Annotated in this window: 29 protein-coding genes, 1 other RNA gene and 1 pseudogene; 16 read left to right on the top strand and 15 right to left on the bottom strand. The window is 55.5% G+C overall.

Going from position 1 to position 24402, the window contains the following annotated elements:
* Positions 1-2 precede the first annotated feature (2 nt).
* Positions 3-578: an RNA polymerase sigma factor RpoE gene (rpoE, locus tag JK621_RS21825; protein ID WP_004929136.1), complete on the bottom strand. Its 576-nt coding sequence runs from the start codon at positions 576-578 to the stop codon at positions 3-5.
* A gap of 214 nt (positions 579-792) precedes the next feature.
* On the opposite strand from rpoE, the gene nadB reads away from it, so the two are divergent.
* On the top strand, positions 793-2394 hold the full coding sequence (gene nadB / locus JK621_RS21820; protein ID WP_212557615.1) for an L-aspartate oxidase: 1602 nt from the start codon (positions 793-795) through the stop codon (positions 2392-2394).
* 28 nt (positions 2395-2422) lie between these two features.
* On the opposite strand, the gene trmN is transcribed toward nadB, so the two are convergent.
* Positions 2423-3205, bottom strand: coding sequence for a tRNA(1)(Val) (adenine(37)-N(6))-methyltransferase TrmN (gene trmN / locus JK621_RS21815; protein WP_249337107.1), 783 nt, complete (start codon positions 3203-3205; stop codon positions 2423-2425).
* Between the two features lie 99 nt (positions 3206-3304).
* Between trmN and srmB the strand changes: the two genes are divergently transcribed.
* Positions 3305-4630 carry an ATP-dependent RNA helicase SrmB gene (gene srmB / locus JK621_RS21810; protein ID WP_126484674.1) on the top strand — a complete coding sequence of 442 codons (1326 nt, stop codon included), beginning with the start codon at positions 3305-3307 and terminating at the stop codon, positions 4628-4630.
* A 57-nt stretch (positions 4631-4687) separates the two neighbouring features.
* On the opposite strand, the gene JK621_RS21805 is transcribed toward srmB, so the two are convergent.
* The 3 genes from JK621_RS21805 to grcA form a co-directional block, all read right to left on the bottom strand.
* Entirely contained in the window at positions 4688-5443 is a 756-nt protein-coding gene (locus JK621_RS21805) for an ankyrin repeat domain-containing protein (RefSeq protein WP_212557613.1), read from the bottom strand.
* Complete coding sequence (locus JK621_RS21800) at positions 5436-6383, bottom strand: phospholipase (protein ID WP_212557612.1); 948 nt, start codon at positions 6381-6383, stop codon at positions 5436-5438. Before JK621_RS21800 ends, JK621_RS21805 begins: the two co-directional genes overlap by 8 nt.
* Positions 6384-6571: 188 nt before the next feature.
* Positions 6572-6955, bottom strand: a complete 384-nt coding sequence (gene grcA, locus JK621_RS21795) for an autonomous glycyl radical cofactor GrcA (RefSeq protein ID WP_212557611.1) — start codon at positions 6953-6955, stop codon at positions 6572-6574.
* Positions 6956-7300: 345 nt separating this feature from the next.
* Between grcA and ung the strand changes: the two genes are divergently transcribed.
* A complete protein-coding gene (ung, locus tag JK621_RS21790; RefSeq protein ID WP_212557610.1) occupies positions 7301-7984 on the top strand; it encodes a uracil-DNA glycosylase in 684 nt (227 codons plus the stop codon).
* Between the two features lie 62 nt (positions 7985-8046).
* On the opposite strand, the gene grpE is transcribed toward ung, so the two are convergent.
* A complete protein-coding gene (gene grpE, locus JK621_RS21785) occupies positions 8047-8619 on the bottom strand; it encodes a nucleotide exchange factor GrpE (protein ID WP_212557609.1) in 573 nt (190 codons plus the stop codon).
* 124 nt (positions 8620-8743) lie between these two features.
* Between grpE and nadK the strand changes: the two genes are divergently transcribed.
* From nadK to bamE, 3 genes are all read left to right on the top strand, one after another.
* A complete protein-coding gene (nadK, locus tag JK621_RS21780; RefSeq protein ID WP_004953629.1) occupies positions 8744-9622 on the top strand; it encodes an NAD(+) kinase in 879 nt (292 codons plus the stop codon).
* A gap of 86 nt (positions 9623-9708) precedes the next feature.
* A complete protein-coding gene (gene recN / locus JK621_RS21775; protein WP_212557608.1) occupies positions 9709-11370 on the top strand; it encodes a DNA repair protein RecN in 1662 nt (553 codons plus the stop codon).
* A 652-nt stretch (positions 11371-12022) separates the two neighbouring features.
* Entirely contained in the window at positions 12023-12361 is a 339-nt protein-coding gene (bamE, locus tag JK621_RS21770) for an outer membrane protein assembly factor BamE (protein ID WP_004953634.1), read from the top strand.
* 114 nt (positions 12362-12475) lie between these two features.
* Here the strand turns inward: bamE and JK621_RS21765 are convergent, their stop codons facing one another.
* Both JK621_RS21765 and JK621_RS21760 read right to left on the bottom strand, forming a co-directional pair.
* Positions 12476-12760 carry an RnfH family protein gene (locus tag JK621_RS21765; RefSeq protein WP_212557607.1) on the bottom strand — a complete coding sequence of 95 codons (285 nt, stop codon included), beginning with the start codon at positions 12758-12760 and terminating at the stop codon, positions 12476-12478.
* Positions 12753-13187 carry a type II toxin-antitoxin system RatA family toxin gene (locus JK621_RS21760; protein ID WP_212557606.1) on the bottom strand — a complete coding sequence of 145 codons (435 nt, stop codon included), beginning with the start codon at positions 13185-13187 and terminating at the stop codon, positions 12753-12755. The genes JK621_RS21765 and JK621_RS21760 overlap by 8 nt, the downstream gene beginning before the upstream one ends.
* 161 nt (positions 13188-13348) lie before the next feature.
* On the opposite strand from JK621_RS21760, the gene smpB reads away from it, so the two are divergent.
* From smpB to JK621_RS21740, 4 genes are all read left to right on the top strand, one after another.
* On the top strand, positions 13349-13831 hold the full coding sequence (smpB, locus tag JK621_RS21755) for an SsrA-binding protein SmpB (protein WP_004953643.1): 483 nt from the start codon (positions 13349-13351) through the stop codon (positions 13829-13831).
* A 49-nt stretch (positions 13832-13880) separates the two neighbouring features.
* Positions 13881-14261: a transfer-messenger RNA gene (ssrA, locus tag JK621_RS21750) on the top strand.
* 416 nt (positions 14262-14677) lie between these two features.
* On the top strand, positions 14678-14935 hold the full coding sequence (locus JK621_RS21745) for a hypothetical protein (protein WP_212557605.1): 258 nt from the start codon (positions 14678-14680) through the stop codon (positions 14933-14935).
* A gap of 115 nt (positions 14936-15050) precedes the next feature.
* Positions 15051-15746, top strand: a complete 696-nt coding sequence (locus tag JK621_RS21740) for a hypothetical protein (RefSeq protein ID WP_249337106.1) — start codon at positions 15051-15053, stop codon at positions 15744-15746.
* A 109-nt stretch (positions 15747-15855) separates the two neighbouring features.
* On the opposite strand, the gene JK621_RS21735 is transcribed toward JK621_RS21740, so the two are convergent.
* Positions 15856-16758, bottom strand: coding sequence for a LysR family transcriptional regulator (locus JK621_RS21735; RefSeq protein WP_212557604.1), 903 nt, complete (start codon positions 16756-16758; stop codon positions 15856-15858).
* A 114-nt stretch (positions 16759-16872) separates the two neighbouring features.
* Between JK621_RS21735 and JK621_RS21730 the strand changes: the two genes are divergently transcribed.
* Complete coding sequence (locus JK621_RS21730) at positions 16873-17736, top strand: aldo/keto reductase family oxidoreductase (RefSeq protein WP_212557603.1); 864 nt, start codon at positions 16873-16875, stop codon at positions 17734-17736.
* A gap of 97 nt (positions 17737-17833) precedes the next feature.
* Here JK621_RS21730 and JK621_RS21725 read toward each other — a convergent pair.
* Positions 17834-17932, bottom strand: a pseudogene (locus JK621_RS21725) (GNAT family N-acetyltransferase); the annotation flags it as partial.
* 107 nt (positions 17933-18039) lie between these two features.
* Between JK621_RS21725 and JK621_RS21720 the strand changes: the two are divergent.
* Entirely contained in the window at positions 18040-18774 is a 735-nt protein-coding gene (locus JK621_RS21720; protein ID WP_212557602.1) for a class I SAM-dependent methyltransferase, read from the top strand.
* A gap of 159 nt (positions 18775-18933) precedes the next feature.
* Positions 18934-19116, top strand: coding sequence for a DUF2158 domain-containing protein (locus tag JK621_RS21715; protein WP_212557601.1), 183 nt, complete (start codon positions 18934-18936; stop codon positions 19114-19116).
* Positions 19117-19149: 33 nt separating this feature from the next.
* On the opposite strand, the gene JK621_RS21710 is transcribed toward JK621_RS21715, so the two are convergent.
* Complete coding sequence (locus tag JK621_RS21710) at positions 19150-19428, bottom strand: GNAT family N-acetyltransferase (RefSeq protein ID WP_006318524.1); 279 nt, start codon at positions 19426-19428, stop codon at positions 19150-19152.
* A 117-nt stretch (positions 19429-19545) separates the two neighbouring features.
* Between JK621_RS21710 and JK621_RS21705 the strand changes: the two genes are divergently transcribed.
* On the top strand, positions 19546-19959 hold the full coding sequence (locus tag JK621_RS21705) for a DoxX family protein (protein WP_212557600.1): 414 nt from the start codon (positions 19546-19548) through the stop codon (positions 19957-19959).
* Positions 19960-20010: 51 nt separating this feature from the next.
* Here the strand turns inward: JK621_RS21705 and smrA are convergent, their stop codons facing one another.
* On the bottom strand, positions 20011-20583 hold the full coding sequence (gene smrA, locus JK621_RS21700; protein WP_212557599.1) for a DNA endonuclease SmrA: 573 nt from the start codon (positions 20581-20583) through the stop codon (positions 20011-20013).
* A 182-nt stretch (positions 20584-20765) separates the two neighbouring features.
* Here smrA and JK621_RS21695 point away from each other — a divergent pair, with 182 nt between their 5' ends.
* Both JK621_RS21695 and JK621_RS21690 read left to right on the top strand, forming a co-directional pair.
* Positions 20766-21104, top strand: a complete 339-nt coding sequence (locus JK621_RS21695) for an MbeD/MobD family mobilization/exclusion protein (RefSeq protein WP_212557598.1) — start codon at positions 20766-20768, stop codon at positions 21102-21104.
* Positions 21105-21170: 66 nt separating this feature from the next.
* Complete coding sequence (locus tag JK621_RS21690; RefSeq protein ID WP_212557597.1) at positions 21171-21617, top strand: DUF1198 family protein; 447 nt, start codon at positions 21171-21173, stop codon at positions 21615-21617.
* A 30-nt stretch (positions 21618-21647) separates the two neighbouring features.
* On the opposite strand, the gene JK621_RS21685 is transcribed toward JK621_RS21690, so the two are convergent.
* From JK621_RS21685 to JK621_RS21675, 3 genes are all read right to left on the bottom strand, one after another.
* The gene (locus JK621_RS21685; protein ID WP_212557596.1) at positions 21648-21986 is read right to left on the bottom strand and encodes a DUF2002 family protein; all 339 of its coding nucleotides are present in this window, start codon (positions 21984-21986) and stop codon (positions 21648-21650) included.
* A gap of 102 nt (positions 21987-22088) precedes the next feature.
* Positions 22089-23279, bottom strand: coding sequence for an MFS transporter (locus JK621_RS21680; RefSeq protein WP_212557595.1), 1191 nt, complete (start codon positions 23277-23279; stop codon positions 22089-22091).
* Positions 23280-23373: 94 nt separating this feature from the next.
* The gene (locus JK621_RS21675) at positions 23374-24387 is read right to left on the bottom strand and encodes a helix-turn-helix domain-containing protein (protein ID WP_212557594.1); all 1014 of its coding nucleotides are present in this window, start codon (positions 24385-24387) and stop codon (positions 23374-23376) included.
* Between the last annotated feature and the right edge of the window lie 15 nt (positions 24388-24402).

Genomic DNA, 24402 nt, shown 5'->3' with positions numbered 1-24402 from the left:
TGCTAACGTTGAATCAGCGGTTGAACTTTATTATCGATAGCCTCCCTGGCGCGGAAAATACGCGAACGTACGGTTCCTACCGGGCAATCCATGATGGCAGCTATCTCTTCGTAGCTTAGACCATCCAACTCCCGCAGGGTAATCGCCATGCGAAGATCCTCGGGGAGAGACTCAATGGTACGGAAAACTATCTGTCTCAGCTCTTCTGACAACATTAAGTTCTCAGGGTTCGAAATTTCTTTCAGTGCGCCCGCACTTTCGTAATTTTCAGCATCGTTGGCATCCACATCGCTGGATGGCGGACGACGCCCCTGAGCAACCAGATAATTCTTTGCCGTGTTCACGGCAATTCGATACAACCAGGTATAGAAAGCGCTATCCCCACGGAATGATTCCAGTGCGCGATAGGCTTTAATGAACGACTCCTGCACCACATCGGGCACATCGCCCTGCGGCACATATCGGGAAACCAGGCTCGCAACCTTATGCTGGTAACGCACTACCAGTAAGTTAAACGATTTCTGATCGCCTTTTTGGACCCGCTCAACCAGAACTTGATCCGTTAACTGCTCGCTCATCCGAGGTAAATTCTCCCCAAATCCGTCTCCACGCGTAAAATTGTACTGCCAGCCATACATTATTTTCCTGAGCAAGCACTCGCTTGGAGTTCATACAGAACACGAAGTTCCGTATCGCCATTGTTTTTTCTGTTGATGTCATCCAATCCGTGGCTTTTGCCCGGACAATTAGGCTAACATGAATTTCACTCTTCTTCTGCACACATCATACGTTATGCAACCATCATCTGAACATGTTAGCGATGTCTTGATCGTCGGCAGCGGTGCTGCGGGCTTGTCACTGGCGCTGCGCCTGGCACAGCATTGCAAGGTTACTGTACTCAGCAAGGGGCCTCTCAACGAAGGCGCCACATTTTATGCCCAAGGCGGGATCGCCGCGGTTTTCGATGAGACGGACAGCATTGCCTCACACGTTGATGACACTTTGATTGCCGGAGCCGGCCTGTGTGACAAAGACGCCGTTGAGTTTATCGCCGGCAATGCGCGCCACTGCGTGCAATGGCTTATCGAGCAGGGCGTACTGTTCGACACCGAAGTCAATGCTCAGGGCGAGGAACACTACCACCTGACGCGTGAGGGGGGGCACAGCCACCGCCGTATTCTGCATGCCGCCGATGCTACAGGTAAAGAAGTAGAGACCACCCTGGTAGGGAAAGCAAGCAGCCACCCCAATATTTGCGTGATGGAGCGCCGTAACGCGGTCGATCTGATCACCTCGAACAAAATCGGCCTGCCGGGCACCCGGCGCGTGGTAGGCGCCTATGTCTGGAACCGCGAGCTGGAGCAGGTGGAAACCTACCGCGCCAAAACAGTGGTGCTGGCCACCGGCGGGGCAGCCAAGGTGTATCAGTACACCACCAATCCGGACATCTCGTCCGGGGATGGCATCGCCATGGCCTGGCGCGCGGGCTGCCGGGTCGCCAACCTTGAATTTAACCAGTTCCACCCCACCTGCCTGTTCCACCCGCAGGCGCGCAATTTCCTGCTGACCGAAGCGTTGCGCGGTGAAGGCGCCTATCTGAAACGGCCGGACGGCAGCCGCTTTATGCCCGATTTTGACCCGCGGGGCGAACTGGCGCCGCGCGATATTGTAGCGCGCGCCATCGACCACGAAATGAAACGCCTGGGTGCGGACTGCATGTATCTGGATATCAGCCATAAACCGGCTGAATTCATTACCCAGCACTTCCCGATGATCCATGAGAAATTGCTGACGCTGGGCTTCGATCTGACCAAACAACCGATCCCTATCGTGCCCGCCGCGCATTATACCTGCGGCGGCGTCATGGTCGATCAGCACGGCCGTACCGATCTGGACGGGCTTTACGCCATTGGCGAAGTCAGTTACACCGGCCTGCACGGCGCCAATCGCATGGCGTCCAACTCGCTGCTGGAATGCCTGGTTTACGGTTGGTCGGCGGCGGAGGACATCAAACTGCGCCTGCCGTTTATCAAGCTGGCGAAACAGTTGCCGCAGTGGGATGAAAGCCGTGTAGACGATGCGGATGAGCGGGTGGTGATTCAGCACAACTGGCATGAGCTGCGGCTATTTATGTGGGACTATGTCGGGATAGTGCGCACCACCAAACGGCTGGAGCGCGCGCTGCGCCGCATCAATACGCTACAGGCCGAAATCGATGAGTACTACGCCAACTTCCGTATTTCCAACAATCTGCTGGAGCTGCGTAACCTGGTGCAGGTGGCGGAACTGATCGTCCGCAGCGCCATGGAGCGCAAAGAGAGCCGTGGGCTGCACTACACGCTGGACTATCCGGATATGTTGCCGGAAGCGCTGCCGACCATACTGCAGCCATGATTGACGCCGCCGGGGCGCCCTGGCGGTTTCAGTAAAAAAGATAAAAATCGGTAATCAGGCGACGGAAATCATCGGTGTAACTGCCGTCGGCCTGTTTAATCGCCAGGCTTTGTTCTGCCCTTTCTTCGACCGGCTGACGCATCAGCACCAACAATACCCGGTGCAGCGGCGTATCGGCACGGTCGCTGACATTCAATCGCTGTGCAGTATGCCAGCCACGCCGTTGCGCATTGTTTTCAAATGCCTCGCCAATATCATGCGGCAATACCACGCAAAAAGCGCCCCGCTCGGCGAGCAGCCGCTCAGCGCTGACCAGCAAGGCATCGTGAGTCAGGGTTTCGGTATAGCGTGCATTGTGGCGCGCCCGATCGCGGCAGGCGACCGCCGGCTCGAAATACGGCGGGTTGCTGACGATCAGATCGTACTCACCCGCATGATGCCGGGCAAAATGGTGAATATCCTGCGCATGTACCCGAATGCGCTGCGGCCAGGGGGATTCCAGCACGTTGTCACGCGCTTGCCCGGCGGCGGCTTCGTCCAACTCAACCGCATCGATCAACACATCATCGGCCGATCTTTGCGCCAGCATCAGCGCAATCAGCCCGCTGCCGCTGCCGATATCCAGCACCCGCCGCGCTTGCGCCAGCGGTGCCCAGGCGCCAAGCAGTACGCCGTCGGTGCCCACTTTCATTGCGCAACGATCGTGAGCAACAAAAAATTGTTTAAAGGTAAAACCGCCGCGACGCGGGGTAAAATTTGCTTTCGATTGATTGCTCACAATAACCACCTGGATACAAAACTGGCGTAGCATAAGGCAATCTGATTTGTGGGAAAAGAGATGCTTTCCGCTTAAATAGGTGAAGAACGCGGCCAACCCGTCTATAATCGGCGCCCCAAGTAGAGGTAGACCATGACAGCAACCAATTTTTCCGAACTCGATCTCGATGAACGCCTGATAAAAGCCCTGCGCGATAAAGGCTACGAACGCCCGACCGCCATTCAAGCCGAGGCTATCCCACCTGCGATGGATGGGCGCGACGTATTGGGTTCGGCGCCAACCGGCACCGGCAAGACCGCCGCATTTTTGCTGCCGGTATTGCAGCATCTGCTGGACTTTCCACGCAAGAAGTCCGGCCCGCCGCGCGTATTGATCCTCACCCCGACGCGCGAACTGGCGATGCAGGTAGCCGACCAGGCACGTGAACTGGCTGCCCATACTTCGTTGGATATCGCCACCATTACCGGCGGCGTCGCCTATATGAACCACGCGGAAGTCTTCAGCGAAAACCAGGACGTGGTGGTCGCCACTACCGGCCGTCTGCTGCAGTACATCAAAGAAGAAAACTTCGACTGCCGCGCGGTAGAAACGCTGATCCTCGATGAAGCCGACCGCATGCTGGACATGGGCTTCGCGCAGGATATCGAAACCATCTCCGCAGAAACCCGCTGGCGCAACCAGACTTTGCTGTTCTCCGCGACGCTGGAAGGCGATGCCATCCGCGAATTCGCCGAACGCATTCTGAAAGAGCCGGTGGAAGTTGAAGCCGACCCTTCACGCCGCGAGCGCAAAAAGATCCTGCAGTGGTACTACCGTGCCGACGACGTGCAGCATAAAACCGCCTTGCTGGTGCATTTGCTGCAACAGCCGGACGTGCTGAAATCCGTGATCTTCGTGCGTAAACGCGAGCGCGTGCACGAGTTGGCGGCCTGGCTGCGCGAGGCGGGCATCAACACCTGCTACCTCGAAGGCGAAATGGTGCAGGCCAAGCGCAACGAGGCGGTAAAACGCATGATGGACGGCCGCGTTAACGTGCTGGTCGCCACCGACGTCGCGGCTCGTGGTTTGGATATCCTGGATATCACCCACGTGTTCAACTTCGACATGCCGCGTACTGCGGACACCTATCTGCACCGCATCGGCCGCACCGGCCGCGCTGGGCGCAAAGGTACCGCGATTTCGCTGGTCGAGGCGCACGATCACCTGCTGTTGGGCAAAGTGGGCCGTTACCTGAACGAACCGCTGAAAGCGCGTGTGATCGATGAACTGCGTCCGTCAACCAAGGTGCCAAGCGAAAAGAGCAACGGCAAACCTTCGAAGAAGGTGCTGGCCAAGCGTGCGGAAGACAAAGAAAAGAACAAAGAAAAAGCCAAGGTGAAAGTACGTCATCGCGATGCGAAAAACGTGGGCAAACGCCGCCAGCCAAAGGCCAAGCCTGAGAGCAACGGCGCGAAGTAATGCTGCCGCTGTGAATAAAAACGCCTTCACTCATCTGAAGGCGTTTTTTTATGCCCATTACGGCTGCGCGTAATGCGTCGCCTGGTGATGGGTTTTCAGCCAGGCATCCAGTTGCCGATAACGATCGCGCATCTCTTCACTCTGCAGGTGGGCAGGCGTCATTGAGAAATAGAACTGGAAGGTCGCGCCTTGCCGATTACGGGCTTTGCCGTCCGCGCCCGCCTGCAGCAACATCAACGCCAACTGCGGCGCATTGATTTTCGCCGCCAGATGCAAAGGCGAGTCCCCCAACCTGTCGCTCACCGCGGTATCCGCACCGGCAGCCAGCAGCAGCCGCAATTGCTCCTCGCGCCCCGCCAGCACCGCAGCGGACAGCGGCGTCGCGCCGGTCACCGCATTGCGCAGGTTAACCGGCACACCCTGCGCCAGCAACAGCCGCAAATACTGCGGATCCTGCACCGTTGCGGCGGTATGCAGCACGCTGTTGCCCTCCAGCCCCGGCACGCGGGCATCAGCCCCCAACTCCAGCAGCGAGCTTAGGCTTTGCGGTTGCTGCGACAGAATCGCCCATTGAAGCAGCGTGACCTGACTATCGCCCTGCTCGTTCAAGCGCTGCTCTGTTGCCTGTTCGACAATGCCCTGCGTATCGCCGCGCATCACCGCCTGCGCCAACGCCTGATTGCCGCGCCCGTTGAACGGGGAGATAAACTGATTCATCTGTTGCTCCTCAGCCATAATCAGCAAACCGGCGACCGTTATCAGCGCCAGCACGGCGATAATCAACGTCTGCCGAACCCGACGCCTTTCAGGCATTGGCCTTCATCTCCCACGGCTTTTGCTCTGCCATTGAACTGATCACCTTATCGATACCGTGCGCGGTCAAGCTGCGATCCACATGTTTGCTCGGCCGCCAGTCGTCAATGCCGCTCAGGGTATCGTTATTGGCCAGGGTAATTTTATGCCCGATGGCATCCGGGATCAGCGAAGTGGATTCCTGCGTTCCGGTCAGCATATCGTACTGTTCGCTGTAGCGGCGAATACCGCCGGCTTGCGCATCCTGCCTGGCCGCCGCCGGATCAATGCCCATACGGTTCAACGTATAGTCGGAAACGCCCGCCGCGTTGAACGTAACCGCCACCGTACCTGTCGCCAGCGCCGCCGTTGCCGCCAGCCCACCGCCGAGCGAATGGCCGGCAATCACCAACGCAGCGCCAAACGCCGCCCTGGCGCCTTTAGCTACCGCGACAGCCTGATTGTACTGCACATCATCATAACCGGTCGCCTGCCGCACATTGCTCAGCCAATCGCGCATATCGTTGGTGCCGGCAAAGGCCAGAACATACTGTTGGTTGTCGCTATAAATACCGGCCTGAAAACCCGATGTCGCGTCATGCAGGCTGGCAGGGTCAATACCCGCGCCGAGCAAAGCGCTGTCGCTCAGGCGGCTGAACCCTTCCGCACCTTGGCCGTTCAGGCTATAAACGTCTTTCGCCAGCAACGCGAGCGTATAATCGCCCTGTTGAGGCTGCTGACCGCGGGTTATCCCCTGCGGCGTGGCGGCCTGCGCGGCAGCCGACATATCGCTCACCAACGCATTCAGCAGGTTCCGGGCATTCAGGCTGTTCGATGATAGCGTTGCCGCAGGTGATTGCGCGGGTTGCGGTGTACTCACCGGTTGCAGTGCCGCTCGCACTACAGGGGGTTGAACGGCCGCAGGGTTAACCGCAGAGGTAAAACTCAAAGACATACTCATGCCGACTCCTTGTCGATAGGCTTATCAATGCCGCACCCAATGCAGGTGCCAGAGTAGCTATCGGCAGGTCGGAGCAGTTCTGTAATGCAGGCGATTATCTTTGCGGAGGAATGTGATCCGGATTCACTTTGCCGGCCGGCGAGCAATAAAAAAGGGAGCCTAAGCTCCCTCGGTGACTGCGCAGGTCATTACAGGCTGGCAGTAAAGGTACGTGCGATCACGTCACGTTGCTGTTCTGGCGTCAGCGAGTTGAAGCGCACGGCATAACCGGACACGCGAATGGTCAGCTGCGGGTATTTTTCCGGGTGCTTGACCGCATCTTCCAGCGTCTCGCGGCGCAGTACGTTCACGTTCAGGTGTTGGCCACCCTCTACACGCACGGTTGGCTGCATTTCCAGCGGCACTTCACGGTACTCGATCTGGCCCAGATCGCTGACCGGCACAACCTGATCTTCGGCATAGTTGGCTTTAGCGCAAACGCAGCGGGCTTCTGATGTTTCATCGTTCAGCAGCCAGAAAGAGTTCACCAGCGCCTGGTCGTTCGCTTTAGTGATTTGAATACCAGTAATCATTTTGTTGCCTCCGTACAAGAACGAAAAATTCTCTTTCGTGAGAAAATTCAAAGTTGGTTTCGGCCATTTGGTAAAACCATTGTTGTCTTATTGTTCTGTATACCAGTCCGCCAAAGTCAATTCTTTGATTAAAATCAATCCCTATCGATAATCCATACATAACGAAGGGACAAGTTTATGTTTTATGTCAATTTTCTCTTTGCCGCCGTGAATAATTATTTGTATGCATTTTGAAAAAACTTGCACCAGGACAGGTGGCTCAATGACAAAAGCGGGTTTCGCTGGATGACGCTAAACGGTAAGCTATGACCCATTAATTGTTAACGAAAACAAAGGAGAGCGTTTATGTCCACCTCCCTCACCTGGCATGACGTCATCGGCAAGGAAAAAGAGCAGCCCTATTTCCATGAAACGCTTGCCTTTGTTGCCGCTGAACGCCAGGCCGGTAAGACCATTTATCCACCGCAAAAAGACGTGTTCAACGCCTTCCGCTATACCGAACTGGCGGACGTAAAAGTGGTGATACTTGGCCAGGATCCCTATCACGGCCCGAACCAGGCCCACGGCCTGTCTTTCTCGGTGCTTCCCGGCGTGCCGGCTCCTCCTTCGCTGGTGAACATGTATAAAGAATTGGCGACGGATATTCCGGGGTTTGAGCGGCCAAGCCACGGCTGCCTGCAAAGCTGGGCAGAACAGGGCGTGCTGCTGCTGAACACGGTATTGACCGTTGAACGCGGCCAGGCACATTCCCACGCCAAACTGGGTTGGGAAACCTTTACGGATAGAGTGATCGCCGCACTGAATGACAATCGCGAAGGCGTGGTATTTTTGCTGTGGGGCTCGCATGCCCAAAAGAAAGGCAACATTATCGACCGCAAACGCCACCACGTGCTGAAAGCGCCGCATCCTTCGCCGCTCTCGGCCCACCGCGGCTTCCTCGGCTGTCGCCATTTCTCGCAGGCCAATCAACTGCTGGAACAACAGGGCCTGAAACCTATCGACTGGCTGCCGCAACTGCCGCAGGCATAACTCAGACCGGGCCCAGACGCAAAAAAGGCACCCGCAGGTGCCTTTTCTTTACTTAATTCCGCTTAAGCCTTGGCTTTGGAAACTGCAACCATCGCCGGGCGCAGCAGGCGGCCATTCAGCGTATAGCCTTTTTGCATCACCATCATTACGTGGTTCGGCTGGTGATCGTCAGACTCCATCAGGCTCATCGCCTGGTGCACGTCCGGGTTGAACGGCACGTTGATGTCGCCAACGATTTCGATACCGTACTTGCTTACTGCGTCTTGCAAGGATTTCAGCGTCAGTTCGATGCCTTCGATCATTGCCGTCAGTTCCGGATTGTTTTTATCCGCCAGATCCAGCGCGCGCTCCAGGTTATCAATCACCGGCAGCAAGTCGCCCGCGAATTTCTCCAGCGCGAATTTGTGCGCTTTCTCGATATCCAACTCAGTACGGCGGCGAACGTTTTCCATTTCCGCTTTGGCGCGTAGCAGGCTGTCGCGTTCATGCTGCTGGGATTCAGCCAGCTGAGTTTCCAGCTCGGCAATGCGCGCATCCCGCAGATCGACGCCCTCAGCCACTTCCGGCAAGACTTCCTGCTGGTCCATTTCTTCCGAGACTTGCTCGTTTGGCGTCTTCTGTTCTTTACTACTCATGAATATCTCCGCGTTTTAGCATTAATCTCGCAACTTGGCTTATTATGGGGATCAAAACCGGGGTTTCAAGTCAACCGGTCACAATGTGGGGCATAAACTCGTCCCGGTGAGGAAAATCACAACAATGAATAAGAAATTCGCCTGTATTGGCATTGTGGGTCACCCGCGCCACCCTTCAGCGCTGGCAACGCATGAGATGTTGTTTCACTGGTTGGTCGCCCGAGGCTACTCGGTGATGCTCGAACGGCAGATAGCCCAGGATTTGGGCCTGAAAGACGTCGTGACCGGCAGCCTGGCAGACATAGGCCAGAAAGCCGACCTGGCCGTGGTGGTCGGTGGCGACGGCAATATGCTCGGCGCGGCGCGCGTGTTGGCGCGTTACGATATTAAAGTGATCGGCGTAAACCGCGGCAATCTCGGCTTCTTGACCGATCTCGACCCCGACAACGCGCTGCAGCAATTGGCCGACGTGCTGGAAGGCGAATACATCGATGAACAGCGCTTCCTGCTGGAAACCATCGTACACAAAGAGAACCAGCAGTGCCGCATCAGCACCGCCATCAACGAAGTGGTGCTACACCCCGGCAAAGTGGCGCACATGATCGAATTCGAAGTGTATATCGACGATCGTTTCGCCTTCTCGCAGCGTTCCGACGGGTTGATTATCGCCACGCCGACCGGCTCGACCGCCTACTCGCTCTCCGCCGGCGGGCCGATCCTGACACCTTCGCTGGAGGCCATCGCGCTGGTGCCGATGTTTCCGCACACCCTCTCCGCCCGCCCGCTGGTGATCAACGGCAACAGCACCATTCGGCTGAAGTTTTCGCAGATCGGCAGCGATCTGGAAATCAGCTGCGACAGCCAGATCGCGCTGCCTATCCAGGAAGGCGAAGAGGTATTGATACGCCGTAGTGATTTCCATTTGAATCTTATTCATCCAAAGGACTACAGCTATTTCAATACCTTAAGCACAAAACTCGGCTGGTCAAAAAAATTGTTCTAAAAACGTCGCCAGCTACTTTACTGTATATAAAACCAGTTTATACTGTATGAAACTACAGTTATGTGTTTATACACAGGAAGGTTCCCATGCTGGCGCAATTGACCATCAGCAATTTTGCTATCGTTCGTGAGTTGGAGATTGATTTTCAACCGGGTATGACGGCGATTACCGGTGAAACCGGCGCCGGTAAATCCATCGCCATCGACGCGCTGGGCCTGTGCCTCGGCAACCGCGCCGACGGCAATGTGGTGCGCCTGGGGGCCGCCCGTGCCGATATCTGCGCGCGCTTCTCGCTGGCGGATACCCCCTCAGCCCGCCAATGGCTTGAGCAGAACCAACTGGACGACAGCAATGAGTGCCTGCTGCGCCGGGTGATCAACGCAGACGGCCGCTCGCGCGGCTTTATCAATGGCACCGCCGTGCCGCTTTCGCAACTGCGCGAACTTGGCCAACGCCTGATTCAAATCCACGGCCAGCATGCTCATCAGCTGTTGCTCAAACCCGAGCATCAAAAACAGCTGCTGGACGCCTATGCCGATGAACCCGCCCTGCTGGCGCAAATGCAACAGGCTTACCAACGCTGGCACCAAAGCTGCCGCGAACTGGCGCACCACCAACAACAGTCCCTCGAGCGTGACGCACGCAAACAGCTGCTGCAATATCAGTTGAAAGAGCTGAATGAGTTCGCCCCGCAGGCCGGCGAATTTGAACAAACGGATGCGGAATACAAGCGCCTGGCCAACAGCGGCCAGTTGCTGACCATTAGCCAGCAAACGCTGCAATTGCTGGCCGATGATGAAGAACACAACATGCTCAGCCAGCTTTACACCGCCAAACACCTGCTGGTCGAACTGGTCGGCATGGATGAAAAACTGGGCGAACTGCTGAACATGCTGGAAGAGGCCTCAATCCAAATCAGCGAGGCCAGCGATGAACTGCGCCACTATGCCGCTCGCATGGATCTCGATCCCAACCGCCTGCATGAACTGGAACAGCGCCTGTCGCGGCAAATCAACCTGGCGCGTAAACATCACGTGGCGCCGGAAGAACTGCCGCAGCTACACCAGCAATTGCTGGATGAACAACAGCTGCTGTCGCAACAGGAAAGCGACCACGAGCACCTTAACGAAGCGGTCACCCTGCACCATCAGCAAGCGCTGGTTCTGGCGGAACAATTGCACCAGAAACGCCAGCATTACGCCGCCGAACTGACCACGCTGATTACCGACAGCATGCAGGCGCTCTCTATGCCACACGGCAAATTCAACATCGATGTGCGCTTCGAGCCCCAATATTTGAGCGCCGAAGGGGCAAGCCGCACCGAGTTCTGCGTATCCACCAACCCGGGTCAACCATTGCAAGCGCTGGCTAAAGTGGCGTCCGGCGGCGAATTGTCACGCATCGCGCTGGCGATTCAGGTCATCACTGCCCGCAAGATGGAAACCCCGGCGCTGATTTTCGACGAAGTGGACGTGGGTATCAGCGGCCCGACCGCCGCCATCGTGGGTCGCCTGCTTCGCCAGCTAGGGGAATCAACGCAAGTGATGTGCGTTACCCACCTGCCGCAGGTCGCGGGGTGCGGGCATCAACATCTGTTTGTCAGCAAGCAGACCGACGGCACGGAAACCGAAACGCAGATGTCGCCGCTGGATAAACGTGCCCGCTTGCAGGAGTTGGCGCGCCTTCTCGGAGGCAGTGAAGTCACCCGCAACACGCTGGCAAACGCAAAAGAACTGCTGGCTGCATAAAAAAGCTCAACTTTTTCACTTTTCCGAGGTCTGACTTTGGCGCTGTTTACCTGGCAGATTTCAAGGTGCAGCAAGGCGATAACCGCCCCATCCCCCAGCCGCTTAGTCAGTTAAGCGCCTGGGGTGCGAGAAGGAATCCCCAGGAGCTTAGTCAACTAAGTGACTGGGGCGAACGAGGGAAGGCAACGCCGCTACAACTTGAGAGATGAAGGGTTCACCCAATAGATTTCAAGCTGTGGCAAGGCGACAACCGAGAGAATCTCCAGGAGCTTAGTCAACTAAGTGACTGGGGTGAACGAGGGAACGCAACGCCGCTACGACTCGAGGGATGAAGGGTACACCCAATAGATTTCAAGCTGTGGCAAGGCGACAACCGAGAGAATCTCCAGGAGCTTAGTCAACTAAGTGACTGGGGTGAACGAGGGAACGCAACGCCGCTACGACTCGAGGGATGAAGGGTACACCCAATAGATTTCAAGCTGTGGCAAGGCGACAACCGAGAGAATCTCCAGGAGCTTAGTCAACTAAGTGACTGGGGTGAACGAGGGAAGGCAACGCCGCTACAACTTGAAAGATGAAGGGTATAAAGGTTTCCAACTGCTGCAAGGTCTATTATCATCGGCATCCTATGCCCTAAAGGAATGTGATTACTATGCGCTGTAAAACGCTGGCTGCTGCCGCTGTGGTTCTTGTGATGCTGACTGCAGGCTGTTCTACTTTTGAGAAGGTGGTTTATCGGCCTGACATCAACCAAGGGAACTACCTGACGTCGACCGACGTGGCTAAAATCCAAAAAGGTATGACCCAGCAACAGGTCGCTTATACATTGGGTACACCAATGTTACAGGATCCGTTCGGTACTCAGACGTGGTTCTATGTATTCCGCCAGCAACCTGGCCATGAAGATATCACCCAGCAAACCCTGACGCTGACCTTTGATAGCGCAGGCGTGTTGACCGATATTCAGAACAAACCGGCGCTGACCAAGTAATAGGCGCAGGAGCTATCGTCCGGCCCGTGAGGGGCGATTCAGGTTCTTCATGACAGTAACAGGCTGCAACTCGGAAGATAAAATTCTGATAAAAAATAAGGCGCATTCAGCGCCTTATTTTTTTGCTTTCTCTGCCCGTTGCCGACGCAGTTCTTTCGGGTCGGCAATCAGGGGGCGATAAATCTCTACCCGGTCGCCATCGTTTAGCACATCACCCAGCTTGGCCGGGCGGCTGTAGATGCCCAGCTTATTGCTTTGCAAGTCAATGTCACCACGCAGTTCCAGCAGCCCGGAGGCCGTGATGGCCTGCTCAACGCTGCTGCCTTCCGCCAGCGTAACCTTGCGCAGATACTGACGCTCCGGCAAGGCGTAAACCACCTCAACCCGAATATCAGACACTGTAAACCTCTTTCGCCCGCTGGGTGAAGGCCTGCACCATATTACCGGCCAGCTCTTTGAACACCTTGCCGAACGCCAGCTCGATCAGTTTGTTGGTAAATTCAAAATCCAGGTGCAGCTCAACCTTACAGGCTTCCGGGCTCAGCGGCGTAAACTGCCAGCCCCCCATCAGCTTGCGGAACGGGCCATCAACCAGTTGCATATTGATGCTCTGGTTATCCAGCAACGTGTTGCGCGTAGTGAAGGTTTTGCTGATACCGGCTTTGGCAACGTCAACCGCGGCGGTCATCTGATTGTTGGACGCGTCAATCACCCGGCTGCCGGTGCAACCTGGCAGAAAATCGGGATAAGAGTGAACATCGTTAACCAACTGATACATCTGCTCGGCGCTGAACGGCACTAACGCAGACCGACTGATCTGGGGCATATCATTTCCTGTGAGACACAAAACATACAGATAATACCATTTATCTATCGCCAAACAAAAAATCTGCTATGCAACGCGGGGGCCAAAAATGCGAAAAATTGCGCAGGTGCTGAGCGGTAAAGGATTTCTTTCGTCGAATCATCCAGTATAATGAACAAACTATGACAAAGAAAAAAGCACACAAACCCGGTTCAGCCACCATTGCGCAGAACAAGCGAGCGCGTTTCGAATACTTCATTGAAGAAGAGTTCGAGGCAGGCCTGTCGCTGCAAGGGTGGGAAGTAAAATCGCTGCGTGCCGGCAAAGCCAACATTAGCGACAGCTACGTGACCTTCCGCGATGGTGAAGCCTACCTGTTTGGGGCCACCGTCTCACCGCTCAACGTAGCCTCGTCGCATGTGGTATGCGATCCGACACGTACCCGTAAATTGCTGCTGAAAAAACGTGAGCTGGACTCACTGCTCGGCCGCGTAAACCGCGACGGCTATACCGTGGTTGCCTTGTCCATGTATTGGAAAAATGCCTGGGCCAAGATCAAAATCGGCGTAGCCAAAGGTAAGAAAGAACACGATAAACGCGATGACATCAAAGATCGTGAATGGCAGACGGCGAAATCCCGTATCATGAAGCATGCCAACCGATAAGCCTCTGGCTTAACGGGTTAAACTTCTGGTATACTGAACAAAGTTACTTGGGGCTGATTCTGGATTCGACGGGATTGTGAGGCCTTAGGAGCATGCCGAGGGGCGGTTGGCCTCGTAAAAAGCCGCAAAAAAAATAATTGCAAACGACTCGCAATTCGAATCTGCTGCTTTAGCAGCTTAATCAGCCTAAGAAACTGAAGATTCCCTCTCTCCCTAGCCTCCGCTCTTAGGACGGGGATCAAGAGAGGTCAAACCCAAAAGAGATCGCGTGGATGTCCTGCCTGGGGCTGAAGCGTTAAACCCAATCAGGCTAGTTTGTTAGTGGCGTGTCCATCCGCAGCTGACCGGCGAATGTAATGATTGGACTAAGCATGTAGTGCCGACGGTGTAGTAATTCCGGACGGGGGTTCAAATCCCCCCAGCTCCACCAAATAGGTCACCGGTGATACCAGATAGATCCGGCGATAATAGCGAAAAAGCCCGCGACTCAGTTGCGGGCTTTTTTGTGTCTGTCGTACACCGAGGCCCCCAGGATATCCACTTAACCTGGGATTTATTGGTCTACGTTTAGGTAAATATGTGCCATAAATGTCGATCAATCACCGATGCAGACACTTCGTCTCCGCATCTGCATCGCTCACAATCACGTTTAATCATCTATTTTAAAAATAAAATAGAAATAACTGCCGTTATATCTTTAGCCATCTCACACAACAACCCCACATTACCCTTGCAAAGCATAAGGTTGCCCGCTAGTTTATTGGTTACAGTGAAACGCTGATTTATAAGCATCAGAGACGCCCGCTGCGTGTCGTCATAGCCCCACACCGAAGTAAGGACATTACCATGGTGGTTTACAACTTTTTCGTGAAAGGGGATCAAATTTTTGCTCTCAATATCTCATCACCTGATTTCGAAGCCAGGCAGAAACATTTTTTGAGCAAAGGATACGCAAAACAATTTGAAGAACTGGAAGCCCTGTCCCCGGAGGCCGCCGTTATCAGATTTAAAGACATCAAAGATGAGGAGCACAAAACAGAACATGCTTTTTCCTCAAGCGCCGTATTTACCTCGCTGATAGATGTTTTGTTGAAGAAGGGCTGACTGTTCACAGTGAGTGAAAAGGTTTTCTATAAAGCTTTTTCTGAGCAAGATGCTGAATTCGATCTAGCATGGAGCAGATCCGAAAACAGACTCATTTAAGGGATAAACTGCCAAGATGGAAATGACCAGAAAAATAATCATGGAAGGATTAGAGCGGCATGATTTAAGCAAGCTCCCCGGCCGCCCTTATGATTGTTCCTTCGAATTGTTAGCAGCCAAACCAGCAAGAAAGCGTTTAATCATGGTTGGGTTCAATGGTTCATCTGCAGATGGCGGTTTTACAAATGCTGAAGCAGTGATAAACGGCTTTAATTCACCTTATTTCTCTAATGTTAAGGCCGGTACTGAAGGTGAATGGGGTATCAAACATTTGGCAAATCGCCTGCAATCAGTCCCTGAGCAGCTTGGCTTTAGCTGGCAAGATACTGTCTACACAAACGCATTGCTCATGTGCTCTAAAGATGCCCTGTCGCTCAAAAAAAGTGCTCAAGAGAGCGCAATTGGCAGTTTGGATCGCCTGATTGAAAAATCGATGGGTTTCTTTGAAGAAATTACCGTCCCCCTCTGTAAGCCTGAGCTAATTATTGCTTACAGTAACGGAATGAACTCTCACTCAGCAGCTCGCTTGCTATTAAAAGCCTTCGGCAATGGCGATGAACCCGAGTACATAAGCCAAAGCCGCTATTACTCCACCTTCTGCTTTACTGCGAGGTTTAAGCAATTCGATGTGCCTGTGGTAGGTATCCGCCACATGTCACGCTTCAAACCTAACATTCAGTACATCAGAGAAGCATGGGAACAAAAGCGTTAACTACTGATGCCGGATGCTAGAATCACCTTCTAAATCAGCGCCACTTTCCTGCATTGGTATACGTTCAGATATGGTCTGAAGATAATACTGGCAAATCCGCCCCCCGCTCTCAACCCGCCCCCTGCTTAATAAAATCGATAAAAGCGCGCAGCGGCGAGGGGATAAACCGCCGGTCGGAATAATAGAGAAACGGGCCGGAAAACTGTGGCCACCAGGGTTCTAGCACCGGTTCAAGGTCACCCTTGACCAAATAAGGTTTCAACCAATCTTCAAACAGATAGACAATCCCCACGCCGGCTACCGCCGCCGCAATGGCCAGATCCGTGGCGCCACCGGCCTGCACCGTCAGCGGCCCCTCAGGCTGAAGTGAGATATTCTCCCCGTCCTTTGCAAACTCCCAGGGGTAGATTTTCCCACTGGGGAAACGCCCCTTGATACAGGCGTGCGTAAACAGATCATGCGGATGCACAGGCCGCCCACGCCGTTCAAGGTAATCCGCAGATGCGCCTGCGGCAAAGCGCTGTACCCGCGGGCCAATAGGTACGGCAATCATGTCTTTTTCCAGCCGCTCTTCATAACGGATGCCGGCATCGCAGCCGGCGGCCAGCACATCGACAAAGCTTTCTTCCGTCTGCACTTCAACCTTGATATCCGGATAGGCAGCGAGAAAGGCGGGAATCAACGCAGGCAGCACCAGACGCGCCGCACTGGCAGGAACATTCAGCTTAAGCGTTCCGGCGGGTTTATCGCGAAAACCATTAACCACATCGAGCGCGCCCTGCACCTCGGCCAACGCCGGCCCCAGCCTTTCCAGCAAGCCATAACCGGCGGCGGTTGGCGTTACGCTGCGCGTCGTGCGGTTAAACAACCGGACGCCAAGCTGCTTTTCCAGGCGCCGAACGGCGTCGCTGACTCCGGACGCGCTCCGGCCCAACGTTCGCGCACCTTCACGAAATCCCCCTGAGCGCGCGACGGCGAGAAAAGCATGCAGGTCTTCTAAATCGTTTTTCATTGTGCGTTTCCCCGTACACCCCGTCCACTGCCCTACTACTTATCACGGGTATGAGCAGCGCCTATTATAAATAAATGCGGCTATTCCGCTGGCTATCTCAACTGGAGACAAGTTATGTCCAATAACGACAAGCATCATACATTTCCCCTTGGCGATCGAAACGTCAAGCGGCTCGGCTACGGTGCCATGCAGTTGGCCGGCCCCGGCGTATTCGGGCCACCGAAAGATCCTGATGCCGCCCTGGCGGTACTGCGGGAAGCCGTTGCGCTGGGGGTCAACCATATCGACACCAGCGACTTTTACGGCCCGCATATCACTAACCAATTGATTCGCGAAGCGCTGGCCCCCTATCCGGACGATCTGACCCTGGTCACCAAGATCGGCGCGCGCCGGGGGGCGGACGCCTCATGGCTGCCGGCCTTTTCCGCCGCAGAACTGACCAGTGCGGTGCATGACAATCTGCGTAACCTGGGCCTTGAAAGGCTGGACGTGGTTAATCTCAGGATCATGCTTGATACCCATGGCCCGGCGGAAGGTTCGATAGAAGAACCCCTGACGATCCTCGCGGATCTTCAACGCCAGGGGCTGGTGAAACACATAGGCCTGAGTAATGTGACACCGACCCAGGTGGCGCAGGCGCGCAAGATTTGCAACATTGTTTGCGTGCAAAACCACTACAACCTGATAAACCGCGGCGACGATGCGCTGATTGACCATCTGGCCCGGGAAGGCATCGCTTATGTGCCGTTTTTCCCGCTTGGTGGTTTTACGCCGCTCCAATCCACGGCGTTGTCAGATATCGCTGCGCGTCTTGGGGCCACGCCTCTGCAAACCGCGCTGGCATGGCTGTATCATCGTTCGCCCAATATTCTGCTGATACCGGGCACCTCCTCCGTCGGTCATTTGCGCGAAAACCTCGCGGTGCCTGATTTGCCGTGGACGGCGGATATCGCTAAAGCGCTGGATGCTCTCGCCTGACAATGCCCCGCCGCGTGCCGGGTTCGCCTTATTGATATGGCGGGCCTGGCTGCGGCGGCCTTTACAACGCCCGCGTATACACCCGTGAAGCTTCGCCCCAGGGGTACAACTCGCCGCGGCTGATAAAGTCATTGGTGATCAATCCTGCACACCCCAGGATGCCGTGGTCGTCCATCAGCAAATACCACTGCGGCAAGCGAAAGGATATAGCATGGCCTTTATTATAGAAATCAGCCGGATGTGCGGATAACATGGTGACGCTGCCCAAAAATTCGGCAGTGCTTTTCCCAAACAGGATCCGTTATGACGCAAAATATTTATGACAATCAGGCCTTCTTCGACGGTTATGCCCAGCTCAGCCGATCGGTGAACGGGCTGGACGGCGCTCCGGAATGGCCGACTATCCGCAGCATATTGCCGGATTTGCATGGCAAGGAGGTGGTCGATCTCGGCTGCGGCTACGGTTGGTTCTGCCGCAGCGCACGCGAACAAGGTGCCGCGAACGTGCTTGGCATCGACCTCTCCGAGAAAATGCTGAACAAAGCGCGGGAGATGACGCAGGACGCCGGCATTGAATACCGCCGGCAGGATCTGGAGCAGCTTCAACTGCCGCCGGCATCCTGCGATCTGGCCTACAGTTCGCTGACGCTGCACTATATCGAAGATCTGGCCCGGCTGTTCGCCACGGTTTATCAGGCGCTGACGGCGGGTGGGCAGTTTATCTTCACCGCCGAGCATCCGATTTATACCGCACCGCAGCATCATGGCTGGCTGGTCGATCAACACGGACAAAAATCCTGGCCGGTCAATGGCTATCAGCAGGAAGGGCGACGGACCTCCAACTGGCTGGCGGAAGGCGTCATCAAGCAACACCGCATGATCGGCAGCTATATCAACTTGCTGGTGCAACAGGGATTCGTTATCACCTACCTGAATGAATGGGGCCCCTCGGCGCAGCAAATCACGGAGAACCCGGCGCTCGATGAAGAAAAAGAACGCCCGATGATCTTTATCCTGGCCGCTCATAAACCCGCCTGATTATTCTCTCTCGCAGTAAACCCTTCACACATCCACTCTTGGGGAGTCCGCCTCCCCCCAACGTTTTATTCCGCCCCAGGCGGCTGCGCCTTCTTGCGTAAAGCCTGCCAACAGCCGACTATACTTAAGCTTTTACCCCTTTGAACCGGAGAAAAAACAATGGCATTTACTATCGGCGATTTTGTACAACGCACCACCGGCGGCCCAAAAATGGTCGTGGTGGCCATTGATGGTGACACACTGGTTTGCAGTTGGAACGAAATGGGCAGCGAGCAGCGTGCGGAAGTGCAGGCCAGCGACGTGGCGCTCTATCATGAAGACGGCGATTTCGGCGTATGCTGAACGGTCGGGGCGCAGCAGCGCCCCGCTGAGCCTTCAGGCGCGAATGTCCTGATATTCCGGCGTGGTGTCGAATTCATGTTTGGCGAACGGGCACAGCGGAATGATTTTACGGTTTTCCGCCCGCATTTTCGCCACCACCCGCGCCACCAGCTTTTTACCCACGCCCTGGCCTTTCAACACCTCATCTACCCATGTGTGATCGATAATGGTTAATTTATCCCCGCTCGGCACAAAAGATATCTCGGCGATCGTTTTACCCTGCCGATCGTTTATATAGAAACGTTTCTCATCTTCCAGAATGTTAAGCTCCACAGCCTTTCTCCTGATATTTAAATGCGTAATGGCCTGCCGTCACTAGAAATAACCTAGGGTTAGTCTAGTCTTTAATCAGTAACACAACATAATTCTGTAGCGGCTAAGGAGTTCAAAATGGGTGACGGCTCAAAAGACGGCGTTATTCTGCTATCCCGAATATTGTTGATGATCCTGTTTATCATTTTTGGCTGGATGAAACTGACCAGCTTTGGCGCAACGGTGAGCGCAATGGAGGGTTACGGCACGCCAATGCCGTATTTGGCGGCGATTATCGCCGTGGTGGTTGAGTTTGTTTTCGGCATTGCGCTTATTCTCGGCATATTTACCCGCCCTATTGCGGTTATTTTCGCCGTCTATGTGCTCGGCACCGCCTTTATCGGCCATCCGTTCTGGAAAATGACCGGGATGGAAATGATGGGCAATGAAATAAACTTCTTCAAAAACATCAGTATTATCGGCGGGCTGCTGCTGTTGGCGGTCACCGGTGCCGGGCGTTATTCGCTGGACTATAAATTCTTTAATAAATAGCCTCATTCAGCCGGCAGTCATGCTGCCGGCTGCGCTTACCTTGTTTACCCCCTAGCGGCTACGCTTGGCATGACGCTCAAAGTTGTCGGCCTTGGCCTGTGCCGATTTACGCAGCGTGACGTAGCAAGCGCCGTCTCCCCCGTCGCGCGGCAGCGCCCGACAAAATGCCTGCACCTGTTCAAACTGCGCCAGCCATTTGGCAAGGTAGCTGCGCACAATATTTGGGTGACTCTCGTCCTCACGCCCTCGGCCATGGACTATCAACAACGAACGCAGATTGTGCTTTTCCGCCAGCAGAATAAAACGGAACAGCTCTTGCCGACAGGTCTCGACCGGCTGTCTCAGCAGGTTGAGGTTGGCCTGCGGCGGATAGCGGCCATTGCGCAACTTATCCAGCACGCCCTGTTGAATGCCCTCGCCTTTGTATTCCAGCGGCAGCCCGCAGGGGATCACTTCAAGAAAACCGGTGCTGAGAAAATTATCCTGCCGCAGCGCCTGCGCTTCGCGGCGCGCGCTTTTATCCACCGTCTCCTGCGGTTTGAGGTACAGCGTCTGGCGCCCGCGGGGTAACGGGATAACATCGGCCATCGCCTGCGCAAAAACATCTTTTTCCTGGTTGCTCATCTCACTGCCACTCCTGGACGGGAAGCCTTTTGGCGCGGATGAACCTGATTGTAAGACGCAGCGCCCCGGTTGCAAGCCTGAATTGTCGGTGAAGTTTTTCCGCAATCGTCGTCAACGGGTGAGGTTCTGTGCAGTTTTCGTTATACTGCAAACCATTATTGAGTGCCGCAAAGGAAGAGACCATGAGAATGCGCGAGCTGGAAATCCAGTTTCAAAATGCAATGAGTGAGTTGCAGGCCAGCTTCGAAAAGCAGCACCGTGAATGGCAACAAAGCTATCAGGCTCTGCAACAGTTATTGGAAGAGTCCAAACAACGCGAAGCAGCGCTGCATCGGCAAAATGATCAGTTGGTGCGCAAACTGAGCACCGCCAACTCGGTGCCGGAACAGCACGCGCTGGTGAGGCAAATCAAAATGCTGGGCGCGCACCTTGATGCATTGGCCAAAGACGCCGCCACTTTCAACCATCACCTGCGCAATCAACAGCGGGCGGCCGACAACTTCAGCGGCGAACAGCGTTGACCCCGGGCGCTGTAGCGCAGCGCCTCCTGCCAAATACTGGCGCTCTGAGAGTGTAATAAATCATAAATGACCTGGATCATCATCGCTGCCCTGATCGTTGTATTTATTATTGGTTACCGCATTCTGACTTCAGACACCCGCAAAGCTATCGACTCGCTGGCCCACCTGCTGAAAGTTAAACCGATGCTGATTGAATCGATGATTCAGGAAATGGGCAGCCGCAACAGCCAGACCTTTATCCGCATGCTGAATAACGGTTACACCGAAGAGATGCACCAGGCGGCTTATCTGCTGTTTATCTATCTGACCTTCATCAAGCAGGCGAGCGACGAGCAAATCGCCCTGTGGCGTGAAACGTTGCTGCGCGCCGGGTTATCGCCGGATCTGCATGCCGAGCACACCGAGGCCGCGCTGTTTTACTTTGCCGATCTGGACATTGACGCGTTCGAACTGGCGCAGTTTCGCCGCGCCTACAATGAGCGTTTTAACCGCGAGGCGATCGCCAACGGGTGAGGTGGTACTCCCCCGCAGGCGGGGGATGGATTACAGGAACATGCTGTAGAGATAGCGCGAAAGCGCATCACGCGAGCTGAAGCCGTGTGGAATGCCATAACGCGCACTCGGGGCATCGCTGCTTAAATCCAGGGGAAACTCAAGGTACTGCTCGCTGGCGCGAACCGGCGAGGTCGGCGTGGCGAAATGCACGCTTTTCTCTTTCAGCGCAGGGTGGATCACCAGCGCAGTTCTGCCCATGCGCGCTTCGCGATTCACATACACGTAGTGCTCACCCTTGCGGTAACCATAGGCTTGATCGGTGACATAATCACGTTCAAAGCCGGTACTCTCCAACACTCTAGCCACTTCATCCGGCCGTAAATACATCGATTTCTCCTCTCGTTCTGGACCGCTGAGCGACCTTACCGTAATCATGAGATGAAACAATAAATTTCTCGGTATGGATGTGGGTTTAGGAATAATCCTTAACTAAGTATTTGCCCGGCTCTGCAACAGCAACCGCAGCGTCAGCAATGCCCCCAGAAATACCAGCAACGCGGCCGCCAGGTAGATCGATGGCACGCCCATCCGGCTCATCAGCAAACCGGCCAACGGCCCGGTGATCCCCAGCGCCAGATCGAGAAACGCCGAGTAGGTGCCAAGCGCGGTGCCCTGATTCTGCTGCGGCACCTGCTTCACCGCCTCCACGCCCAGCGCCGGAAACACCAGCGAAAAACCGGCGCCGGCCAGCAAGGCTCCGGCCTGCACCATCAGCGGATCCTTGGCCAGCCAAATCAGCAACAGCCCCGCAATTTCAATCAGGAATGACGCCAACGTGACCTTCAAGCCACCGTGACGGTTAATGGTGTGGCTGAAGATCAGGCGGATACCGACAAAAGCGCAGCTGAACAGCGTCAGCGAGAACGCCGCCCCGCTCCAGCCCTTATCAGCATAGTAAAGGGTAATAAAAGTGGCGATCACGCCAAACCCCACGGTGCCCAGCGCCAACCCCAGGCCATAGGTCCAGATGCGGCCAAACACCGCGCTGAAGGCAAGACGCTGGCCGGCGGAGATCGACACGTTCGGTTTACCGCTCGCCAGCCACAGTGAAACCGCCACCGCCGACACAATCAGCGCCGCCACCCCGGCCAGCCCCCAAAGCTGATTGAGATAAACGCCGAGCGGCGCGCCGGCCGCCATCGCGCCGTAGGTGGCCACCCCATTCCACGAAATCACCCGGGCGGTGTGCATCGGCCCCACCCGGCCAATGCCCCACAGCGTGGAGCCGGTGCTGGCGAAGCTTTCGCCGACGCCGAGAAACACCCGGCCGATGCACAGCAGCAGCAGGCTCAGCAACGGCAGGCCGTCGCACCAGAAAGCGACGGCATAAAACACCCCGCTCACGCCGCAACAGGCCAGCCCGAACAACACCACCTTTTTCGGCCCGAGCTGATCGGCATAGCGCCCGGCATGCGGCCGGCTGAACAGCGTTGCGAAGTACTGCGCGCTGATGATTAACCCGGCCAGCACCGAGTTATACCCGAGATGGTTATGCACAAACCCCGGCAGCACCGCCAGCGGCAAACCGATGGTCAGATAACAGACGAAGGTAAACATCACCACGGACAAGATACGCCGGTTAAGCTGGAAGGTGTTTTCTTTGGTACTGACTGCGGTCATCGAAGGCGGCTCGCATCAAACGGGGTAAGCAACAGCGCTCAGCATACCCCGGCGCGATCCGATCATAAATATGAGAGTTATAACGAATTATTATTTAACTAACCTTCTGCTGCCTGCGCCATTCGCTCGGGCTGACGCCCTGGATACGCAGAAACTCACGGTTAAAATTCGATTTGGTGGTAAACCCGGCCCTTTGCATGATATCCGTCACCGGATCGTCGCCGGCCAGCAACCACTGCGCCGCCTGGTGAATACGCAGTTGGTTCACATACTGCGACACATTCATCCCCGTATGCCGGTTTATGGCCTGTGAAACGCGCCGTGCCGGTAAGCCTGCCTTGCGCGCCAGCCGGGCAAGATTCAGCTCAGGCTCCAGATAAAGATCGTCCTGCCGCAGCCGCCGTTGCACCAGACCGAACCACTCCGCCAGCCGCTCTTCGTCTTCCGCGACGCTATCAGGTGGCTCCGGCACTCGCTCTGCCGGGGTTTCCGAAGGCCGGCTGCGGGACAGCACCAGACAAATGCTCAACGCCACCAGCAGGTTGTCGAAGGTCGCCAGCATGGCGGCGTGTCGCCCCTCGAAATAGGCGAAATCGAGCACAATCACCCCTTCGGCAATAGCTATCGCCACCAGCAACATCCCCAACCCGCGCCACAGGCGGTAGCTGAGCCAGCTTTCCGCCAGCGGCACCAGCTGCAACGCATTTTCGCCGCGTCGCAGCGCGTACAACAGGGCAGCGCCGTAGCCAAGATCGGTGACAACGATCAGTATATCCAGCCAGAACGGAGCCAAGAGGCTTGCCAGTAGTGTCAGGCACAACGGCGTCAGATGCCACAGCTCACGCCACCTCAACCTTCCCTGAGTGCTGGCAAGAAATGCCAGATAGATCAGCGGCGGTATCGCCACCGCACCGAAGGGTTGCAGCCCGTTGAACTGCGTCAGTCCATAGCCGTAACGCAGGCCCACCAGCAGGCTCTGCCAGGCGCATAACAGCAACAATAGCTGAAACACCCAGCGCCACGCCTGCGGCCGGCCGAGACGGTACAGCAACCCCAAACACAGCAGGCCAAACAGAAAAGTGACAGGAATAAGCGGCATCGGCGACATCGTGTGGTCTTTATT

Source organism: Serratia plymuthica, assembly GCF_018336935.1.
GTDB classification, from domain to species: domain Bacteria; phylum Pseudomonadota; class Gammaproteobacteria; order Enterobacterales; family Enterobacteriaceae; genus Serratia; species Serratia plymuthica_B.
Note: the sequence above shows the minus strand (reverse complement) of the source record. Positions and strands in the feature narration are given on the sequence as shown.

Bases quoted from the DNA above. Each gene is read 5' to 3' on its own strand.
- rpoE (WP_004929136.1), bottom strand. From the start codon at position 578: ATGAGCGAGCAGTTAACGGATCAAGTTCTGGTTGAGCGGGTCCAAAAA.
- nadB (WP_212557615.1), top strand. From the start codon at position 793: ATGCAACCATCATCTGAACATGTTAGCGATGTCTTGATCGTCGGCAGC.
- trmN (WP_249337107.1), bottom strand. From the start codon at position 3,205: ATGCTACGCCAGTTTTGTATCCAGGTGGTTATTGTGAGCAATCAATCG.
- srmB (WP_126484674.1), top strand. From the start codon at position 3,305: ATGACAGCAACCAATTTTTCCGAACTCGATCTCGATGAACGCCTGATA.
- JK621_RS21805 (WP_212557613.1), bottom strand. From the start codon at position 5,443: ATGCCTGAAAGGCGTCGGGTTCGGCAGACGTTGATTATCGCCGTGCTG.
- JK621_RS21800 (WP_212557612.1), bottom strand. From the start codon at position 6,383: ATGAGTATGTCTTTGAGTTTTACCTCTGCGGTTAACCCTGCGGCCGTT.
- grcA (WP_212557611.1), bottom strand. From the start codon at position 6,955: ATGATTACTGGTATTCAAATCACTAAAGCGAACGACCAGGCGCTGGTG.
- ung (WP_212557610.1), top strand. From the start codon at position 7,301: ATGTCCACCTCCCTCACCTGGCATGACGTCATCGGCAAGGAAAAAGAG.
- grpE (WP_212557609.1), bottom strand. From the start codon at position 8,619: ATGAGTAGTAAAGAACAGAAGACGCCAAACGAGCAAGTCTCGGAAGAA.
- nadK (WP_004953629.1), top strand. From the start codon at position 8,744: ATGAATAAGAAATTCGCCTGTATTGGCATTGTGGGTCACCCGCGCCAC.
- recN (WP_212557608.1), top strand. From the start codon at position 9,709: ATGCTGGCGCAATTGACCATCAGCAATTTTGCTATCGTTCGTGAGTTG.
- bamE (WP_004953634.1), top strand. From the start codon at position 12,023: ATGCGCTGTAAAACGCTGGCTGCTGCCGCTGTGGTTCTTGTGATGCTG.
- JK621_RS21760 (WP_212557606.1), bottom strand. From the start codon at position 13,187: ATGCCCCAGATCAGTCGGTCTGCGTTAGTGCCGTTCAGCGCCGAGCAG.
- smpB (WP_004953643.1), top strand. From the start codon at position 13,349: ATGACAAAGAAAAAAGCACACAAACCCGGTTCAGCCACCATTGCGCAG.
- JK621_RS21745 (WP_212557605.1), top strand. From the start codon at position 14,678: ATGGTGGTTTACAACTTTTTCGTGAAAGGGGATCAAATTTTTGCTCTC.
- JK621_RS21740 (WP_249337106.1), top strand. From the start codon at position 15,051: ATGGAAATGACCAGAAAAATAATCATGGAAGGATTAGAGCGGCATGAT.
- JK621_RS21735 (WP_212557604.1), bottom strand. From the start codon at position 16,758: ATGAAAAACGATTTAGAAGACCTGCATGCTTTTCTCGCCGTCGCGCGC.
- JK621_RS21730 (WP_212557603.1), top strand. From the start codon at position 16,873: ATGTCCAATAACGACAAGCATCATACATTTCCCCTTGGCGATCGAAAC.
- JK621_RS21720 (WP_212557602.1), top strand. From the start codon at position 18,040: ATGACGCAAAATATTTATGACAATCAGGCCTTCTTCGACGGTTATGCC.
- JK621_RS21715 (WP_212557601.1), top strand. From the start codon at position 18,934: ATGGCATTTACTATCGGCGATTTTGTACAACGCACCACCGGCGGCCCA.
- JK621_RS21705 (WP_212557600.1), top strand. From the start codon at position 19,546: ATGGGTGACGGCTCAAAAGACGGCGTTATTCTGCTATCCCGAATATTG.
- smrA (WP_212557599.1), bottom strand. From the start codon at position 20,583: ATGAGCAACCAGGAAAAAGATGTTTTTGCGCAGGCGATGGCCGATGTT.
- JK621_RS21695 (WP_212557598.1), top strand. From the start codon at position 20,766: ATGAGAATGCGCGAGCTGGAAATCCAGTTTCAAAATGCAATGAGTGAG.
- JK621_RS21690 (WP_212557597.1), top strand. From the start codon at position 21,171: ATGACCTGGATCATCATCGCTGCCCTGATCGTTGTATTTATTATTGGT.
- JK621_RS21685 (WP_212557596.1), bottom strand. From the start codon at position 21,986: ATGTATTTACGGCCGGATGAAGTGGCTAGAGTGTTGGAGAGTACCGGC.
- JK621_RS21680 (WP_212557595.1), bottom strand. From the start codon at position 23,279: ATGACCGCAGTCAGTACCAAAGAAAACACCTTCCAGCTTAACCGGCGT.
- JK621_RS21675 (WP_212557594.1), bottom strand. From the start codon at position 24,387: ATGTCGCCGATGCCGCTTATTCCTGTCACTTTTCTGTTTGGCCTGCTG.